The sequence below is a fragment of the Arthrobacter sp. Soil_C_60 genome, assembly GCF_057656375.1.
In genome coordinates, this window is the sequence record NZ_JBDGKM010000008.1 from 165543 (window position 1) to 183818 (window position 18276).

The following is an 18276-nucleotide window of genomic DNA, read 5'->3' on the forward strand; positions in this document are numbered from 1 at the left end:
CACATGCGCGTGTCAATTTCGTCCGGCGGACATCGGCTTGACCAGGCGGTTTGGCATCAGCCGTTCATCCGGAGCACCGCTTTGACCAACGGACGGCCGTGATCGTCAGGCGCCCCTTCTGCCGTCAGGCGCAGGGCCTCCACGGCCTGCCCCAGCGGATAGACGGTGACCAGGCGGTCGCCGAGGTCCGGCATGGTGGACAGGAACGCGAGCGCGTCGTCAAAGTCCGAGCGGGTGGAAGCATAACTCGTCAGCACGGTGAGCTCCTTGCCGACCACCGTGTTCACCGTCTGCCGGGCACCCGTGGCATACATGGCCACGAGCACAAGTTTTCCGCCCGGCCGCAGCACCTCCACCGCGGAAGCCAACTGTTTGCCCGAACCGGATGCCTCGATCCAGACATCAACGCTCTCCGGCTCGGGTTCGGTGGTGCTGCGCAGGCCGAGGCTCGCGGCAAGTTCCTGGCGCTGCTCATGGTGGGGACCGGGCCGCCCCACCATCACGACGTCGGCGCCCAGGCTCCGGGCAATCAGGGCAGCAAGCAGCCCAACGGCCCGCGTAGTTGAAACCGCCACGCGGTCACCGGGACGGATCTGTCCTACGGTGGCGGCGGCACGCCAGGCGACGGACGTGGGCTCGGCGAGCACCGCCGTCGTATCCGGGAGGCCCTCCGGCACCGCCAGCAGATTCTGCCATGGAACCAGGGCGGTCCGCGCTGCCGTTCCGTCACGGTTGAGCCCTAGGGTGCTGGGGCGGACGCACTGTTGCGGCCGGTCGGCCAGGCATTCTTCACAGTCGCCGCAGCTGAGCATGGATACCGGAACAACGCGCGTCCCCGGGGCCGGCCATTCCGGCACCAGCAGGCCGACGGCGGATACCACTCCCACGGCTTCGTGCCCGAGCACCGTGCCGGAACGGACCCAGTCAAACGCCGGATCGGCATGGTAAACAACGACGTCGGCGCCTGAGAGTCCGCACAGCGTCACCTTGAGTTCCACCTCCTCAGGCCGCGGAGCGCGGGGCCGGTGGGGGACAAGGGCAACGCCGCCCGGTTCAAGGCTGACCCGGGCGAGGGCGAGACCAGCGGATTTTGGGCCGGGGAGGCCAGCGGCCACTGGTGACGATGCCATGGCACGCTCCTCCCTGATTGCTGGCCCTCCATCTTCTCGTCCGATCCTAGTGCCGGCGGGTGGCCGCTGGCACTAAGACGGATCGGAACGGAAGGCGCTACCTATTCGGGCCAGGCGGAGTTCTGGATGATCTCCACGAAGTCCGTGCGGCGGAAACCGGGGCTGAAGTGCTCAAGCACATCGGCGTTGACGTTGCCGAAGGTGGTCTCCGGGCGGTGCTTGTTGCCGTCCGTGAAGGCGGCCAGGATCTGCCGCTTGAAGTCCGGCCGCGGGTGGGCGGCGGTGACAGCGTCGATGTCGGTCCGGTCTAGGTCCTGGTAGCCGATGCCCAGCACATCGGTCTCCACGCCGGCGGTCACCAGCGCGATTTCCGGATCCATGAATTCGGGCACGCCCGGGGTGGTGTGGAGTGCGACGGCGGTCCACACCTTGGTCGCGTCAGCCTCCGAGCGTCCATGGTCCAGCAGGAAGGACTTGGCGGCGTTGGCGCCGTCGACCTCGAAGCGCAGCTTGTCCGTACCGTACTTATCGGTCAGGCCCAGGTCATGGAAAAGTGCGCCCACATAGAGCAGTTCGTGGTCGACGTCGAGGCCGAGGCGCCGGCCCTGGAGCGCGCCGAAGAGGAATACCCGCCGGGAGTGGTCGAACAGCAGGTCGTTGGTAGTGTCGCGGACCAGTTTGGTAGCGCTCCGGACGAGTTCGGTGTCCGGAACGGTGATGCCGGCGATGATTTCCGCCATGAATGTCTCCTTTGTCCAACGGCACGGAAGTGTGCCTGTATCCCATACTGTCCGGCGGGACGGGGGACCGGCCCCGTCGCAAAGGACGATATTCCCTCGGATTCGGCCATGACGCCGGTGGCATTCAGCCGTTTTTCGCCGTCGACCGGAAACGCTGCTGGTATTTCGACGGCGGCACGCCGATCCTCGCGATGAAGGTCCGCCGTAGCCCTTCGGAATTGCCAAATCCGGAGCGTTCGGCCGCTTCTGTGACACTGTAGCCCGCGTCGAGCAGGGCTTTGGCGGTGTCGAAGCGGATCAGTTCCACGTACTTCGAGGGAGTGGTCTGCAGTTCCTCGCGAAAGAGCCGGGTCAGATGCCGCACGCTCAGGTTGGCGTTGCGGGCAAGCACTGGGACAGAATGCTCCGCTGCAGGGTCGGCTTGGACGGCGTCAAGTACCGGGCGCAGTGGTGAGGACTTGGGCGGTTCCCCCTGCAACGGGGCAGAGAATTGCGACTGGCCGCCCGAACGCTGCATGTACACCACCAGCGAACGGGCTACCGCTCTGGCCAGATCCGGGCCGTGGTCGTCTTCGATCAGCGCCAGCGCGAGGTCGATTCCCGCAGTGACGCCGGCCGAAGTATGGATTCCACCGTCACTGACAAAAATGGCATCAGGCTCCACTTGCGTCGCCGGGTAGCGCAGGGCCAGCTGCTTGGTATGTTTCCAATGGGTTGTGGCGCGGCGGCCGTCGAGCAGCCCCGCCGCGGCAAGAACGAAGGCACCCGTGCAAATGGAGGACATGCGCTGGGTGTTGCTGGCCAAATGCCCGGCGGCAGCGACCAACTCGGCGGGAACCTGCCTCATGGGCAGGGCATCACCGCCGGCCACCAGGACCGTGTGGAAGCTCGCCGTTTCGGTCGCTGCGGCATCAACTGAAACCCGCATGCCCACCGAGGATTGGACGTCGTTCCCATCGGGTGACAGAAGGATAAGTTCGTACGAGGCACCGAGCAGGTTCGCCTCGGCGAATGCCTCCGCCGGGCCGGCGACGTCGAGCAGCTTCACGCCGTCGAAAACCAGGATCCCCACCCGCACGGACGTGCTGCGGCGTGCGGTTGCCATGGACGCCTCGATTCCGGCCAGCCCCTTTTGCCAGGTTGTCGGGCTGCCTTCGGTTATTCCATCACGAATGGACATCTCCCCGCTGGTTCTTACTTGGGGTTCGGTGCGCCGCGAGCCAGAGGGAAGCGCCAAGGACCGGGACGAAGAGGACCGCGCAGGCCCAGGCGGTTCTTGCACCGGGCGGGAAGTCGCTGCGGAACACGCTGACCAGCGCACCTGCGCTGAGGCAGAGGGCAAACGGGCCGGCACACACAAGCCAGATCAGCTGGTCATACTCCATCTGGCATCCCCCCGTTCCCTTTCTCCGTGTGGGGTGCGATGCCGCCCGGCGCCGGTCGGCCACGTTGTTCCCAACCCCCGTTTGCGAGTCTAGATTTCCAGCACGACGGGTGGCATCAGTCCGAAGGATGAGATCGATAACCGGCGCGTCAGCCCTAGGGACTGCACCCCGCAAGACGTCCAAGTCCACCTAATCCATTAACCAGGGACGATGGCATTTCCCGGCGGAATTACGGGGTCCACACCCCTTGCTATTCCAGCAGAGGGGCTCCTAACCTGAAGGAGTTGGGGTCAAGCAGAGACCACGAACGGGCCGGCTGGGAACCGGCACGATCATCATCGCAAGCACTTTTGAGGGTCACCGCAGCGGAGGTTATGAGGTCCGCTGACATGTCGCATCCATGGCATGGATTTCTGCCTGGCTTATTGGGGAGCATCGCACTGCTCTGACTGAAGACCCGTTCACGGGTTGGGACGATCGAGTTCGATCGGGCATTGCTGGGGGAGTCCATGAGCTTTGTACTTGGCATTGATATTGGCACGAGTTTTTCCGCTGCGGCGGTTGCGCGTCTGGACGGTTCAGGCCAGTCCGCGCCGCAGGTGCTGAACCTGGGCGTACGCGGCGGCGCGGTGCCATCGGTGATCTTCCTCGGCGAGGACGGCCAGGTCCTGGTGGGCGAAGCAGCCGAACGTCGCGGAACAACCCATCCGGACCGGTTGGTACGTGAATTCAAGCGGCGTGTGGGCGATGCCGTTCCCATCGTCGTCGGCGACCTGTCTGTGGCACCCGAGGATATCGTCGCCACCATGGCACGTTGGGTGGTAGACCGTGCCCAGGAGCGCGAGGGGGAACCGCCTGCCGCCATCGCTATTGCGCATCCGGCCAGCTGGGGCGGCTATAAAAGGGACCTGATCCGGCAAGCCCTGGCAGGCGTGGGACTTTCAGACGTCACGCTGGTCAGCGAACCCGAGGCTGCGGCGGTCCACTACGCCTCCCAGGAACGGGTCGATGAAGGCAGCACCATCGCCGTCTACGATCTCGGCGGCGGGACCTTCGACGCGGCCGTGCTTCAGAAAAGCAATGCGGAGACATTCCGTACGTTGGGGCGTCCCGAGGGACTTGAACGCCTTGGCGGCGCCGATTTCGACGACGCTGTCTTCCGCCACGTTGCTTCCTGCGCGGCGGACGCTCTGGCCGGTCTCGATATCACCGACCCAGGGATGCTGATGGCGCTCGCGCGGCTCCGCCGTGAATGCACGGAGGCGAAGGAAGCCCTTTCCACGGATTCGGAGGCCTCCATCCCGGTACTTCTGCCGGGCGGCCAAAGCCAGATACGTTTGGTGCGCTCGGAGTTCGAAGCGATGATCGACGACGGCGTGCAGCAGACCATTGCGGCGCTCAAGCGTGCGATGCAGGCGGCGGACACCGATGCCGAAGACTTGAGCGCCATCCTCCTGATCGGCGGCTCTTCGCGCATCCCGCTCGTGGCCCAGCTGCTCTCGGCGGAGTTCAACCGCCCGATCGCTATCGACGCCGATCCCAAGGCTTCCATCTCGCTGGGCGCGGCGTTCTCGGCTGCGGCCATGCTGGCTCCCGCGGCTGCCGGAGCGCAGACTGTTCCGGACAGTCCGGCCGCGCCCGAGGAAGTAACCGCAGGCAAAGCGGCCGCGGGGGAAACAACTGGCCACAGTCACGGTTTCGGGACTGACACCGGGACGGGTGCGCCAGTGGCTTCCGTCAAACCGGCGCACCCGCGGACCGGCGCCCGGATGACCGCGGTAGCGGCAACCGTCGCTACGCTCACCATTCTGACGGCCACAGCGGCCCAGAGTCCGGCGGAGATGAATTCATTGGCGGCCGGGGCAGCGGGGGCGCAGGCTCCGGAAGAGGAAGGCGGAGCGGGGACGGTTCCACTCGATGGCGCTGCCGGACCACAGGGATCAGGCGCGGGGGGACCGGCAGGAATGCCGGTCTTGGACGGCAGCGGCGGGGCTCCGATCACTGATAACTGGCAGGCGGTGGACGCCGACGCAGATCCGGTCACCGGGACGGCGCCCGTGGACGGGACTGCGGGAGCAGCAAATAACGACGGCGGCACGGCCACAACGCCGAAGGGCTCCACTTCAGGGACAAACGCAGCCCGTCCGGACTCGCCGTCGAGCACACCGAAGCCGACGACCAAGGGAACGAGCCCTTCAGCACCCGGGCCGGCCGCCGAACCGAGCACGACCACACAAGAGCCGACCTCCCCGGCGCCGCAGCCGGAGCCGCCGGCAACCGGCCCCGCTCCGACCACGCCAGCCCAACCCCCGGCCACACAGCCGCCGACCACAGCCGAGCCGCCCGTAACGCCTGCTCCTGACGTCCCGCAGACCCCGGTGCCGGAGCAGCCAGTCCCCGAGCCTCCCGCTCCCGAGCAGACGGTTCCCGCCGCTGACCCGCCCGCCCCCGCACCTCCTGAACCTGCCCCTCCTGAACCCGCGCCGCCGGCGCCCACCGCGACCGAACCAGCAGCTGACCCGGTACCGCCCGCGCCCGCTCCGGAAGCACCCTCGACTGCACCTGTTCCTGCGCCGGAGGGATGACACGGTGGAGACAAGCCTTGCGGGCATCGGATCACGCCCGCTCCGCCCTACTGTTGCTGCCTCTTTTCTGGCGGAGGTAGCGGCCGCGCCGGAAACGCGGTTGCTGGCCGGTATCGTTGGTGCCGGCGGAACCGGGAAGACCGTCCTGCTGGACGATCTTGAGGCACAGTACCGCGCCATGGGCCTCCATATTCTGCGCAATTGCGTGGACCTCAGCCCCACGGATCTCGATCTCTGCACGGTCAACGCCCGCGGTGCGGTACTGGTCGACGATGCCCATGAGTGCAGCGATACCGCCTTGGCCCAGCTCGGTTCGCTGATCGAGGACCGGGACGTGAATCTGGTGGTGGCGTACCGGCCCTGGCCGCAGCCGGCAGCCTTGCGGCGTCTGTCCGCCACTTTGGAGCAGCACCACGCACCGGTGATCCTCGGCCCGCTGTCCAACGAGGAAATCCGCGCGCGGGCTGCGGAAGTGCTGGAGGCTGCCCCCACGACGTCGCTCGTGGACAAGCTGGCGGAGGCTACCGCCGGCATGCCCTGGCTGGTGCATCTGGTTATGGAAGCGATCGGCCAGCATGGCAGCAGTGTCTTGTCTGAGCCGCATCGTGCACGCGGTCTGATGGACCAGCTTGGCTATGAACTGGACAAGATCGACGGCGGGCTGTCCGACCTGTTGCTTGCCCTGAGCGTCGGATTCGACCTCGCCGGGCAAATTCCGCCAGCCCTGGACCAGGCAGGGGAAAGCCTCGACCATCTGGTTACCAGGGCGCGGGCCGCGGGTCTGCTGCGCGCCGACGGAAAGCTGGTGCCACTGGTGCGCCAAGCCGTGCTGGCTGCGACGCCGCCATACCGCGTCCACGAGGCGCAGCGGGCTCTGGTGGATGCCTTCACCTCGGAGGGGCGTTCACTCGGCGAGGTTGCCCGCGGACTCGCGCGTGACGGATTGAGGGACCCGCGGATCGCCCGAGCCTTGGAGCGCGAGGGCGACAACGTGCTGGCCGAGCAGCCCGCGCTTGCCTCTGCCCTCTATGACGAAGCCGGAGCCGCCGGCTCCGACGAACTTGCCACCGCGGCCCGCCGGGCGCAGGCCGCCTCCGCCGTCGGCGACCTTGACGGCGCCGGGCGCATTCTGGACACCCTGCTCTCAAGCCAAGACGCACCCGACCTCGTCCGCGGGGTGGACGTAGCCGCCGCTACTTGGGCACGGCGGGGCATGCTGGCACGCAGCGCGGAAGTCTACCGGTGGCTGGGCGCGGACCGGACGGGCCCCTCGGCTGCGCTCGCCGCCGTCGCAATGATCGGCACCGGCGACCGCGACGGCGCCGAAACCATGCTCAAGTCGCCCGGACCAAGCGGTTCGCCCACGCTCGCCGCTGTCGCCGTCGGACTTATGGGGGAGGGAATCAGCGCGTCCATTGCGGCGCAGCCGGCCCGTGCCCTGCCCGCGCTGATCCGGGCATCGGACATGATGACGGCGTCCGGCAGCAGCATTCCCCTCCCGGAAGTCCCGGCCGCGCTGGCTGCGCTGGTAGCCCTGCACAGCGGCGAACCGGCGGTGGCCGACTCAATTCTGAACGATGCCTTGGCCGGAGAGCAGGCCGGACCGGCGGCGCGTCCCAGGCTGTTGCTGCTGCGCGCCTGGACAGCCATGCAGCTGGACCGTCCGGACCTGGCCCGTGCGGCTATCGCCGACGCCGCCCCCGAGGGCGGGCTCGCACCCCGGGACGAACTGCTGTTCGACGCGCTGGAAGTAGGCCTGGCCCGCCGGACCGATGACACCGCTGCCCTTGTCCACGCCTGGCAGCGCGCCCGCGAGCGCATCCTGCATGTCTCGGTGGACCTTTACAGCCTGCTGCCGTTCGGTGAACTGGCCGTCGCGGCCGCGCGGCTACGTGATTCGGCCCGGCTGGAGCCGCAGCTCGCCGAGGCCTTGGCGTTGCTGGAGCGTCTCGGCGATCCTCCGCTGTGGTCGATTCCGCTGCGCTGGCACGCGGTCCAGGCCGCCATTCTCGCGGAGCGGCCGTCGGATCTTGCGCCCCACGCCTCGGCACTGGTTCGTGCTTCCGGGAATAACCATCTGGCCTCCGTGCTGGCGGCCGCCGGCCGGTCCTGGGTAGCGGTCCTTTCCGGCCATATCGACGTTGACGCGGTCGAAGCTGCGGCACGCGGACTGGCCGCGGTGGGCATGACCTGGGACGGCTCCCGGTTGGCCGGCCACGCCGCCCCGCGGGCCGATGAGCGCAAGGACATGGCCAGGTTGCTCGCCTGCGCCCGGGACCTTCATCCCGGATCCGTGGTCTCGGTCAGCGCGGAAACCGAGCCCGTTCCAACGTTGCCGACGGTCCGGCCGGCAGTCCGGCCGGGGATTAGGCCTTCGGCAGGGCTGCCGGCCGGCGCCGCCTCAGAGGGAGCGGTCCTGAGTGCCCGCGAGCGTGAGGTGGCCCGGCTGGTGCTGGAAGGCAAGACGTACCGGGAAATCGGTGCCGCGATCTTCATTTCGCCCCGCACTGCCGAGCACCACATCGCCAGGATCCGCCGCCGTTTGGGGGCCGCCACACGCTCGGAACTGCTGGCGCAACTGCGACTGCTCCTCGGCCAGGAAGTGTCCGGTCCTCCCTAATGCCGGGGGACGTCCAATCCCCTATAGGGGGTGGCCGCACAGGGGAGATAACCCCGATGCAGGCCCCGCCACCCCGGATCTACGTTTGAAGCAAGCCAGGCAACCAGCTCGGCGGATCCAAGTTCACACACCTTTGAGATTGAGGGAATACCATGCCTACACTTGCGAACACCCTTCTTGAATTCATCATGAACCTGCTCCGGGACCCCGATGCGGCCCACGCTTTCCGCGAGGATCCCGAGCGGGAGCTGGAGCACGCCGGCCTCAGCGATGTCTGCTCGGACGACGTCGACGCCGTCATGCCGGTAGTCCTGGACTTTGCCCCGGTTGGCGTCGGTGCCTCCTTCGACCGCGAGTACAACACCGGGGATAACTCCTCGCGGATCGACCACAACAATCCGGCCAGCAACGGGGGAAATAACAACGACGGCGGGGGCGGCGGCCGTGACTGGGACAACGACAACGACAACCACCGTCCGGACCGGGATAACGACGACGACGACGGTCCGCACCGGGACAACGATGACGACCACGGCCACGCGGTCCAGCAGTTGACCCACATCGTCAACGAGTATTCCTACACCTCCACGGTGGATGACCGGGACACCATCAACGACCAGTCGGTGAACCAGAACATCTGGGCCGATGGTGACGTCAGCCAGATCTTCGACAACGACGCCGTCATCGCCTCCGGTGACGACTCCGTGGCTGCCGGCAAAGACGCGAACGTGGCCAACGGCGATGATTCCATCGCTGCAGACGATGTTGACCAGGACAACTCCGAGAACAACTCCACCAACGTCGATGTCGAGGCCGACGGCGATGCCGACGTCGAAATCGGCAGTGAGGACACCACGAACATCGGCTCGTTCAACGAGGACAACGACGGTGTCGACGGCGACGACAACGAAATCGGCAACGAGGACAACGACGGTGTCGACGGGGACGACAACGAAATCGGCAACGAGGACAACGACGGTATCGACGGGAACTTCAACACCGTCGAGGTCGAGGAAACCACGAACGAGGACTCGTTCAACGACAACTCGGACAACTCGGTCAACGACTCCTTCAACCCAGATGACTCTTTCAACACCGACGAGTCCACCAACCTGGAGAACGTCGGCAATACCGACAACTCCGCGGACTTCGAGGATTCCCTCAACGACAACTCGGACAACTCCACTATCGTCGAGGACTCCTTCACCGCGGACGAGTCCTTCAACACCGACGAGTCCACCAACCTGGAGGATGTCGGCAACACCGAGTTTGAGGACGTCGGCAACACCGAGTTTGAGAACGTCGGCAACACGGACGAGTCCACCAACATCGACGACATCAACACCGAACTCAACTCGGTGGTTGATTCCCCGTTCGCCCAAAGCGAGCTTGAAGACGTCGGGATAGAGGAGACCGATGTAAACAACGTCGACGTGGACTGATCGTGGGGGTAAGTCCATAGTCTCGCACCGGCCCGGCAGGAGGACTCCCTTCCTGCCGGGCAGATGTGCCGTTTAAAGCAGTAGCGAGTCCAAAGGAGGGCAAGCGTGGTTGAGCTCGTCAAGCTGGTTGACTATGGCATCGAGTTGGTCGGCACCGGGGAACGGCGGGACCTGCGGCGCCGGCTGGAACAGACCCGCCGCAGGCTGCTGGATCCCAGCATCCGGGTGATCGTGGTCGGTGAATTCAAGCAGGGCAAAAGCCAGTTGATCAACGCCCTGGTCAACGCACCGGTCTGCCCGGTCGACGACGACGTTGCCACCTCCGTTCCTACAGTGGTGCGCCATGGAGATCCGCCATCCGCCGTCGTCGTTGTTCCCAAGGGCGATACGGGCTACGCCGATGGTGACAGGGAACCGGAGCTGGAGCGCCGTCCGGTCAAGCTGGAGGAGCTGGCCGCCCATGTTTCCGAGAGCGGCAATCCCGGCAACCGCAACGGGCTGGCTGCGGCCGAGGTGTACCTGCCGCGCAAGGTTCTCGCCGGAGGGCTGTCGCTGGTAGATTCGCCCGGCGTGGGCGGCCTCGACTCTGCGCACTCGCTGACCACGCTCACCGCACTGCCTACCGCAGACGCGATGCTGCTGGTCTCGGATGCCTCGCAGGAGTACACCGAACCGGAGATCCGCTTCCTGCGGCAGGCCATGCGGATCTGCCCGAATGTGGGGTGCGTGCTGTCCAAAACCGACCTGTATCCGCAGTGGCGGCAGGTGGCGGCGCTGGACCGACGCCACCTGGACCGGGTGGGCTCCGGCATCCCGCTGTTCCCCGTCTCGTCCGACCTCCGACTGCATGCCGCACGGCTGCGCGACGACGAGCTCAACGCGGAATCCGGTTTCCCCGAACTCGTCACCTATCTGCGCAAGGAGATTCTCGGCCAGGCCGAACGGCTGCAGCGGCATTCGGTGGCCCGGGATCTGCTCTCCATCACGGAGCACCTGGGACTGTCGCTGCAGTCCGAACTCAGCGCGCTGGAAGATCCGGAAGGCACGCCGCAGATGATCGCCGAGCTGGAGATCGCCAAGGAACGCGCGGACGAACAACGACGGCGGTCGGCGCGTTGGCAGATTACGCTCAGCGATGGCGTCAGCGACCTTATTGCGGACATGGAGCATGACCTGCGCGACCGCCTGCGCATCATCCAGCGCGACGCCGAGGAGGCCATCGACGCGGGGGATCCAGGGCCGATTTGGGCCCAGTTCGCCGAGTGGCTTGAGCAGCGTGTTGCTTCGGCCGTGTCGGACACCTTTGTCTGGGCGGACGAGCGCGCACAGTGGCTCTCCGCTCAGGTCGCCGAGCACTTCGCGCGGGACGAAGTGCCGCTGCCGGTGCTTCGGGTGGACGACACCGGCGGTGTGCTGGATCCGGTGGAACAGGTACCTGTACTGGATCCGGGGCATATCGGCCCGCTGCAGAAGGTCCTGATCGGCATGCGCGGCTCCTACGGCGGTGTGCTCATGTTCGGCCTGCTCACGGGGATCGTCGGCATGGCCCTGATCAACCCGCTGTCGGTTGGGGCGGGCCTGCTGCTCGGCGGCAAGGCCTACCGGGAGGACAAGGAAGCCCGGCTCAAGCGGCGACAGAGCGAGGCCAAGGCACTGGTCCGCCGCCAGCTGGACGACGTCGTATTCCAGGTGGGCAAGCAGCTCAAGGACCGGCTCCGGCTGGTGCAGCGCGCCACGCGGGACCACTTCACCGAAATCGCGGAAGAGCACCACCGCTCGCTGGCGGATTCGGTGCTTGCGGCGCAGAAGGCAGCCTCCACCTTTACCGTGGAACGCGAAGAACGGATCCGGCAGATCAAGGCCGAGCTCAAGCGCGTCAACGCGCTGCGCAAACATGTCCAGCAGCTGGACGGTAAACCTGCCTTGGCAGGCACGGTGTGAACGCCACCGGGGCAGACGGGGCGGGCCGTGACGGCACCGTCACGAACGGCTCCGCCGCCGACGCCGTTCCGGACCTCCTGCGTCAGGCGATCGAGGCCTATGCTGACGATCCGGACGCGCGCCGTGCACTCGAGGGCTACCAGCGGCGGCTTGCCGAACCGCTGCGGGTGGCGCTCGCTGGAATGGTGAAGGCAGGGAAGTCCACGCTGCTCAACGCCGTCATCGGAGAGGAGATCGCGCCCACCGACACCGCCGAGTGCACCCGGGTGGTGACCTGGTACCGCTACCGGGACGCACCGCGGATCACGTTGTACCCGGCGGCCGGCGGAGGGGGCAGAGCACCTGCACCTGAACCTTGGACGCTGCCGATCAGGAGGGTCGAGGGCAGGCTGGTCTTCGACATGGGCACCACACGCGCCGAAGAGGTTGAGCGGCTGATGGTGGACTGGCCGGCCAAGGGCTTGCGGGAGCTGACCCTGATCGACACTCCGGGCATCGCTTCACTCTCCGGCGACGTCTCCGCGCGCTCCACGAACTTCCTCACCCCCCGGGATGCTCCCTCCGAAGCGGACGCCGTCGTCTACCTGATGCGGCACTTGCACGCCACCGACCTGAAGTTCCTGGAGGCCTTCAAGGACACTGCGGCAGGCCAATCGGGGACGGTGAACGCGCTCGCGGTGCTGTCTCGTGCAGATGAAATCGGCGCCGGACGGATCGACTCGCTTCTATCTGCGGGCGAGATCGCAGAGCGCTACCAGCGCGACGGCACGCTGCGGTCGCTGGCCCTGGGCGTCGTTCCTATCGCGGGCCTGCTGGCCCAAAGTGCGCGCACTCTCCGCCAAACGGAGTTCACTGCTTTGCTGGAACTGGCCAAGCTGGGCCGGTCGGAACGCGAACGCATGCTGCTCTCCGCCGACAGGTTTGCCCGTCCCACCGCAGGACTGAAAGCCAGCCCCGAGGTCCGGGCGGCCCTGTTGGAACGCTTCGGCCTGTTCGGGATCCGGATGTCCACGGCTCTCATCCGGGGCGGTATCAGTGAGCCGACGGCGCTGGCCCACGAGCTCGCCCGCCGCAGCGGGCTGGACGACCTGCTGGGCCTGATGTCCGGCCAGTTCCAGGCCCGCGCCGCGCAGCTCAAGGCGCGAACCGCCTTGGCCGGCGTGGAAGCACTTCTTCGCGAGCGGCCCCGGACCGGAACGGAACGGGTGGCAGGATTGCTCGAACAGATCCAGGCCGGTGCCCATGAATTCCGGGAGCTGCGGCTGCTGGCTACCGCTCGGACCACGGGGCTCGGCCTGCCCAAGGAGCTGGCGGCAGAGGCCGAACGCCTGATCGGCGGCAGGGGGATGTTGCCCGCGCTCCGGCTCGGCCTGCCCGACGACACGCCAGCGGAGGCGCTGCGGGCCGAAGCCCTGGCCTGCCTGCGCCGCTGGCGCACACTGGCCGAGAACCCGATGACCGACCGCACTGCCGCGGAAGCTTGCCATATTGTGGTCCGCAGCTGCGAGGCGGTCCTCGCCGGGCTGCCGGACGGATCAGCCCCGCGGCCTACCGTACGTCTCGTGCTTGGCACGGAACCAAGCGTCGGCGCCGGGCAGCAGGCTGACCAGCAGCGCCGCACAGGCTAGCACCACCTGCGCTATCAGCGCCCAGCGGAGGTACATTTCGCCCTCGCCCGGAGCCACCAGGAAAGCGTCCGCCAGGACCGCCGCTCCACCGTGGAGCAGTATGACCACCAGCTGGACCCACCGGATCCCGCCGCGCCTGCGCATTAGCGCGCGCAGCAGGAGTGCCTCGACCATAATGATGAGTGCCAGGGCTCCCAGGCTGCCCCAGTGCACCAGGGCAGCCACTGCATCGACGGTTGCTTCGTCCTGGGCAGGGTCAACCTCGGTCACGATCTCGCGGAGCCGCTCCAGCCGGTCGTCGCGGGACAGGTAGGCAAAGGCGACGGCCACCGCGCCAAGCAGGAAGCTCACCAGCCACAGGGATCTCGCCACCTTCACCATGCCGGTAGGCGGCAGTGCCTGCCCTATGGGCGGTGGGGTCCGGTCGGACAACTGCGGTCTCGGCGGCCGTCCCAGCGGCGAGGCGCCAGCTTGGGTCTGACCGGCGGCGTCTGTCCGTCCGCCGGCAGCGGCAGGATCGTTGGTTCCCCCATCTTGAGCCATGCTCGTAATCTAGTGGCGGCCGCCACTCCTCGTCCACCTTTTCCCGCCCTTCATTCCGGGTTCACCCTGTGTTGGCGTGCCGGATGCAACCAGGGGCCAGCATCGGTCAAAGGGGATATTGACCACCAGGATGAAGGAAGTTCAATTCGTATGGCATCACGCATCACCACGCTTCTGACCGGGTCAGCCGCGGCCACCGCCGTCGGGCTGTCTCTGCTCGCAGCGCCTGCCGCCGTTGCCCAGCAGGCCGGGCCGCAGACTGGAACAGCAGACTCCGCCGCGCAGGACACCGCGGCCAGCAGCCAGGCCGAAGCTCCGCTGCTCATCGGGCACCGCGGCGCCGCCGGCACGGCACCGGAGAATACCGTTGCCGCGTTCAAGGACGGCCGGGCCTCCGGTGCGGACTTCTTTGAGATCGACGTCCAGCTCAGCGCCGACGGAGTGCCGTTCCTCTTCCACGATGACACTCCGGCCCGCACCACTAACGTCGAGGGCGTCTTCCCGGACCGCGCCAACGATCCGATCACGTCCTTCACCTGGGCGGAGCTGCAGCAGCTCGACGCCGGCGCCTACTTCGGCGAGGAATTCGCCGGCGAGCGCATCCCGCATCTGGACGATGCCGCCAAGGTCGCCACCACCGAGACCGGCGTCTACATCGAGATCAAGTCCCCGAAGAACTCGCCGGGCATCGAGCAGCTGGTCGCCGATGAGCTGCGCACCGATAAGAAGTGGCAGAAACTGGTAGCCGCGGACAAGATCCAGGTGCTCAGCTTCGACGAGGCCTCCAACCGTACCTTCGCCTCCATCGCCCCGGAGATCGAGCTGCAGCAGCTCTCCAGCACCGTTCCCGGACCGGAAACCCTGGCCCAGTGGGCCGAGTTCGCCGATTCCGTGGGCACCAACTACCGCACGCTGACCGCGCAGAACGTCGCCGACGTCAAGGCCGCCGGTCTGGTTATCGGCGTCTACACCGCCAATTCCCCGGAGGCCGTCCAGCACTCCATCGACCTTGGCGTCGACGCCGTCACCGGCGACTTCCCGATCCAGACTGCCCGCTACCTCGACGGCGGAAAGCCCTTCCCCGCGGCGAACGGCATCGAAATCGTCGACTCGGTCAACAACCCGGCCGGCAGCGACGTCCAGGCGGAAACCGGCGAGCACGTGCTCCTGCGCAACACCACCGGACGCAGCATCGATGTCAGCGGCAGCATCATCCGTGACGCGGCCAACAACATCCTCGCCATCGGCGACGGCTATGTCCTGACCCCGGGCGCCGAACTGCGCGTCTACACCGGCCCCGGCACCAACACCGCGGAGAGCTTCTACAACGATGGCACCGCCTCGGTGCTGAACAACGGCGGCGACTCGGTGGCGCTGTGGACCCCGCAGGGCCAGCTGCAGGACGTTTTCGCCAACTGAAGAACCTAACTACGTACGACGGCGGCACTCCCGGTGGGAAGGAAATCCCACCGGGAGTGCCGCCGTCGTTGTTCTGGAACGGGTTCAGCAACAACCGCCGCCGCAGCAGCTTCCGTCACAGGCAGGGTCATCGCAGCAGGGGCACGCCTTCTGGGTGTGCATCAAGGGTCACCTCCTTTCTGCTTTCCGAGCCGGGCGGACACCACGTGCCAGGGGCCGGATCCGGGCAATCTGTGCCGTGCAGCTGGTCGGCCATGGCCTGCAGATCGGAGCGCAACCGGGTGAGGCGGTCCAGCTCCCTGTCCAGCTCGCCGATCCGCCGGCGGAGCAATGACTCTGCCGGCTCACAGGGGCACCGGCCAGTGTCCCGGACGTCGAGCAGATCGACTATCTCTGCCAACCGCAGGCCCAGCCGCTGGCAACCTTGGATAAAATGCACGCGGTCCGCGGCGCTGGGCGGATACAACCGGTAGCCCGCGGGGGACCGGTCCGGCGGCGGAAGCAAGCCCGCGCGCTCGTAGTAGCGGAGCGCATCGGCTGAGACGCCGACAGCCTTGGCCAACTCGCCAATTTTCAGCGCGTGAGGCGCCTGTAAGCCAGTCATGGCTTCAGCTTAAACCTTGGAGCCCACTCCAAGGTCAACAAAAAATCCCGTTCCTGCCCATGGCTTTTGTCCGGTTATTTTCCCGCGCCCGTCCACTCCAGCAGCCGATCCAAAGGCCATGTATTAATGATCCGTTCCGCCGGGACGCCGTTCCGCGCGGCGCGCTCAGCCCCGTACTGGAGGAAGTCGAGCTGGCCGGGAGCATGGGCGTCGCTGTCAATGCTGAACAGGCAGCCGGCGTCCAGAGCAAGCTGGATCAGGTTGTCCGGCGGATCCTGCCGCTCGGGCCGCGAATTGATCTCGACGGCGACATCGTGTTCGGCGCAGGCGGCAAACACCCGATCGGCGTCGAACTCCGATTCCGGGCGGGTGCCCCTCGACCCTTTGACCAGGCGGCCCGTGCAGTGGCCCAGCACATTGGTATGGGGATCGGTGACGCCGCCCAGCATTCTCTTGGTCATAGTGCGCTTATCGGAGCGGAGTTTTGAATGCACGCTGGCCACCACAACGTCCAGCTGCTGCAGCATGGTGGGAGTTTGGTCCAGCGCGCCATTTTCGAGGATGTCGACCTCGATCCCGGCCAGCAGGCGGAAGCCGTCGGCTGCATCGTTGATCTCCGCGACTACGTCCAACTGCTCGGTAAGCCGCTTGGCACTTAGCCCGTTGGCGATCTTCAGATTGGGGGAGTGGTCGGTCAGCGCCAGGTAGTCCCGTCCTAGCATCCGGGCTGTATCGGCCATGGTCTCGATGGGGGACCCGCCGTCGGACCAGTTGCTGTGGCTGTGCAGATCGCCGCGGAGTGCCGAGCTCAATTCCGCCCCGCCTTCGGCCAGCGGTTTGGCCGAACGTTCCCGCAGCTTCGCAAGGTAGTCGGGCACCCCGCCGTCGACCGCCTGGCTGATGACCTCAAACGTTCTGCTGCCGATCCCCTTCATGTTCTTGAGCCGGCCGTCACGCGCCCGGGCGGCGAGCTCCTCGGGCTCCAGGCTGCGAATGGCGGTGGCGGCCTTGCGGAAAGCCTGCACCTTGAAGCTGGGAGCAAGCTCGCGTTCGAGCCAGAAAGCAATCTCATTGAGTGCGGCGACAGCATCCATGGCTCCATCTTCCACCAAGGAGCACCGCCGCGCCGCTCCAGAGGAAAATCTCCCACCGGCACCTGGACCGCGGGCCGTTCAAATGGTGATGGCAACCTTTCCGCGGACCTTGCCCTCCTCAAGGTAAAGCAACGCGTCGGGGACCTCGGCCAAAGGAAAGGTCTTGTCGATACTGGGCTTGACCTTCCCTGCCTCGATGAGCCCGGTCAGCTCTTCGAGGTCGGCGGAGCGTACCTTGCCGATAAACATGGTCAACCGCTGGCCGACGAAGGGCGACAGGAGCAGGGCCCCCAGTTGCCGGTTCATGCCGCCGGTCAGGTTTCCGCCTTCTTCCCCGCCGGTGATGACTGCAGTCCCGGCCGGGGTCAGCGCACGGCGCAGCCGGGCGAGCGAGGGGTTCCCTGCGATGTCGAGGATCAGATCGTAGCGGCTGGCGCCGTCGGCAAAGTCTTCGCGGGTGTAATCGATGACGCGGTCGGCCCCCAGGGAACGAACGACCTCGAGCTTTGTGGTACTCGCCACGCCGGTGACGTGCGCCCCGAAGGCCTTGGCCAGCTGAACCGCGAAGGAGCCAACCCCGCCCGACGCACCGATGACCAGCACTTTCTGCCCCGGCTCGATCCGGCCGGCGTCGCGCAGGCCCTGCAAAGCGGTGACCGCTGATACCGGAACGGCGGCGGCCTGCTCGAACGTTAGGTTTGCCGGCTTGATGGCCAGTTGGTCCTCGCGGGCCACTGCGTATTCGGCAAAGGAGCCGCGGCCGCTTCCGAACACTTCGTCACCGATGGCGAACCTGGTAACTGACGGTCCGGCCGCAACCACGATGCCCGCGAGGTCCATACCCGGTATTGGGTTTTTGGGTTTGCGAAGCCCGAAGGCCAGCCGGGCCAGGTAGGGCAGTCCCCTTGTCAGGTGCCAGACGCCGCGGTCCAGCCCGGCCGCCCGCACCCGGACAAGTACTTCGTGCTCCGCGGGAACGGGGCGTGGAACCTGCGCAAGGTGCAGGACCTCCGCGGAGCCGTAAACGTCCTGCGCGATGGCCCGCATGGCGGTTTCCCCCTTAGCCGGGCCGTTCTTCAGGGTTCCCTTATCCACATGCTCTGCACGAGATGCCATGGCCGTTTCCTTTACTCATGAAGTGCGGC

At 66.7% G+C, this 18276-nt stretch carries 14 protein-coding genes; 6 read left to right on the top strand and 8 right to left on the bottom strand.

Annotated elements, in window-relative coordinates:
* Positions 1-56: 56 nt before the first annotated feature.
* From AC3A4M_RS16425 to AC3A4M_RS16440, 4 genes are all read right to left on the bottom strand, one after another.
* Complete coding sequence (locus tag AC3A4M_RS16425; RefSeq protein ID WP_498736972.1) at positions 57-1130, bottom strand: zinc-dependent alcohol dehydrogenase; 1074 nt, start codon at positions 1128-1130, stop codon at positions 57-59.
* Between the two features lie 101 nt (positions 1131-1231).
* The gene (locus AC3A4M_RS16430; protein WP_498736973.1) at positions 1232-1870 is read right to left on the bottom strand and encodes an HD domain-containing protein; all 639 of its coding nucleotides are present in this window, start codon (positions 1868-1870) and stop codon (positions 1232-1234) included.
* A 124-nt stretch (positions 1871-1994) separates the two neighbouring features.
* The gene (locus AC3A4M_RS16435; RefSeq protein WP_498736976.1) at positions 1995-3050 is read right to left on the bottom strand and encodes a GlxA family transcriptional regulator; all 1056 of its coding nucleotides are present in this window, start codon (positions 3048-3050) and stop codon (positions 1995-1997) included.
* The gene (locus AC3A4M_RS16440) at positions 3037-3255 is read right to left on the bottom strand and encodes a PLD nuclease N-terminal domain-containing protein (protein WP_498736978.1); all 219 of its coding nucleotides are present in this window, start codon (positions 3253-3255) and stop codon (positions 3037-3039) included. Before AC3A4M_RS16440 ends, AC3A4M_RS16435 begins: the two co-directional genes overlap by 14 nt.
* Before the next feature lie 509 nt (positions 3256-3764).
* On the opposite strand from AC3A4M_RS16440, the gene AC3A4M_RS16445 reads away from it, so the two are divergent.
* The 5 genes from AC3A4M_RS16445 to AC3A4M_RS16465 all read left to right on the top strand — a co-directional run bounded on the left by AC3A4M_RS16445 (position 3765) and on the right by AC3A4M_RS16465 (position 13471).
* The gene (locus AC3A4M_RS16445; protein ID WP_498736980.1) at positions 3765-5840 is read left to right on the top strand and encodes an Hsp70 family protein; all 2076 of its coding nucleotides are present in this window, start codon (positions 3765-3767) and stop codon (positions 5838-5840) included.
* 4 nt (positions 5841-5844) lie between these two features.
* Entirely contained in the window at positions 5845-8460 is a 2616-nt protein-coding gene (locus AC3A4M_RS16450; RefSeq protein ID WP_498736981.1) for a helix-turn-helix transcriptional regulator, read from the top strand.
* A 152-nt stretch (positions 8461-8612) separates the two neighbouring features.
* On the top strand, positions 8613-9902 hold the full coding sequence (locus AC3A4M_RS16455) for an IniB N-terminal domain-containing protein (protein WP_498736983.1): 1290 nt from the start codon (positions 8613-8615) through the stop codon (positions 9900-9902).
* 105 nt (positions 9903-10007) lie between these two features.
* Entirely contained in the window at positions 10008-11843 is a 1836-nt protein-coding gene (locus AC3A4M_RS16460) for a dynamin family protein (RefSeq protein WP_498736985.1), read from the top strand.
* Between the two features lie 77 nt (positions 11844-11920).
* Positions 11921-13471 (top strand): dynamin family protein, encoded by a 1551-nt coding sequence (locus AC3A4M_RS16465; RefSeq protein WP_498737081.1) that lies wholly within the window; start codon positions 11921-11923, stop codon positions 13469-13471.
* Here the strand turns inward: AC3A4M_RS16465 and AC3A4M_RS16470 are convergent.
* A complete protein-coding gene (locus tag AC3A4M_RS16470; RefSeq protein ID WP_498736986.1) occupies positions 13379-14014 on the bottom strand; it encodes a hypothetical protein in 636 nt (211 codons plus the stop codon). The two genes, AC3A4M_RS16465 and AC3A4M_RS16470, sit on opposite strands and share 93 nt — an antisense overlap.
* A 150-nt stretch (positions 14015-14164) precedes the next feature.
* Between AC3A4M_RS16470 and AC3A4M_RS16475 the strand changes: the two genes are divergently transcribed.
* The gene (locus AC3A4M_RS16475; protein ID WP_498736988.1) at positions 14165-15433 is read left to right on the top strand and encodes a glycerophosphodiester phosphodiesterase family protein; all 1269 of its coding nucleotides are present in this window, start codon (positions 14165-14167) and stop codon (positions 15431-15433) included.
* Positions 15434-15560: 127 nt separating this feature from the next.
* Here the strand turns inward: AC3A4M_RS16475 and AC3A4M_RS16480 are convergent, their stop codons facing one another.
* From AC3A4M_RS16480 to AC3A4M_RS16490, 3 genes are all read right to left on the bottom strand, one after another.
* Complete coding sequence (locus tag AC3A4M_RS16480) at positions 15561-16037, bottom strand: heavy metal-responsive transcriptional regulator (protein WP_498736989.1); 477 nt, start codon at positions 16035-16037, stop codon at positions 15561-15563.
* 74 nt (positions 16038-16111) lie between these two features.
* Positions 16112-17131, bottom strand: coding sequence for a PHP domain-containing protein (locus tag AC3A4M_RS16485; RefSeq protein ID WP_498736991.1), 1020 nt, complete (start codon positions 17129-17131; stop codon positions 16112-16114).
* A 78-nt stretch (positions 17132-17209) separates the two neighbouring features.
* The gene (locus AC3A4M_RS16490) at positions 17210-18247 is read right to left on the bottom strand and encodes an NAD(P)-dependent alcohol dehydrogenase (RefSeq protein ID WP_498736992.1); all 1038 of its coding nucleotides are present in this window, start codon (positions 18245-18247) and stop codon (positions 17210-17212) included.
* Between the last annotated feature and the right edge of the window lie 29 nt (positions 18248-18276).

Coding starts and splice junctions, on each gene's coding strand:
- AC3A4M_RS16475 (WP_498736988.1), top strand. CDS start 14,165: ATGGCATCACGCATCACCACGCTTCTGACCGGGTCAGCCGCGGCCACC.
- AC3A4M_RS16480 (WP_498736989.1), bottom strand. CDS start 16,037: ATGACTGGCTTACAGGCGCCTCACGCGCTGAAAATTGGCGAGTTGGCC.
- AC3A4M_RS16445 (WP_498736980.1), top strand. CDS start 3,765: ATGAGCTTTGTACTTGGCATTGATATTGGCACGAGTTTTTCCGCTGCG.
- AC3A4M_RS16425 (WP_498736972.1), bottom strand. CDS start 1,130: ATGGCATCGTCACCAGTGGCCGCTGGCCTCCCCGGCCCAAAATCCGCT.
- AC3A4M_RS16430 (WP_498736973.1), bottom strand. CDS start 1,870: ATGGCGGAAATCATCGCCGGCATCACCGTTCCGGACACCGAACTCGTC.
- AC3A4M_RS16440 (WP_498736978.1), bottom strand. CDS start 3,255: ATGGAGTATGACCAGCTGATCTGGCTTGTGTGTGCCGGCCCGTTTGCC.
- AC3A4M_RS16455 (WP_498736983.1), top strand. CDS start 8,613: ATGCCTACACTTGCGAACACCCTTCTTGAATTCATCATGAACCTGCTC.
- AC3A4M_RS16485 (WP_498736991.1), bottom strand. CDS start 17,131: ATGGATGCTGTCGCCGCACTCAATGAGATTGCTTTCTGGCTCGAACGC.
- AC3A4M_RS16490 (WP_498736992.1), bottom strand. CDS start 18,247: ATGGCATCTCGTGCAGAGCATGTGGATAAGGGAACCCTGAAGAACGGC.
- AC3A4M_RS16435 (WP_498736976.1), bottom strand. CDS start 3,050: ATGTCCATTCGTGATGGAATAACCGAAGGCAGCCCGACAACCTGGCAA.
- AC3A4M_RS16470 (WP_498736986.1), bottom strand. CDS start 14,014: ATGGCTCAAGATGGGGGAACCAACGATCCTGCCGCTGCCGGCGGACGG.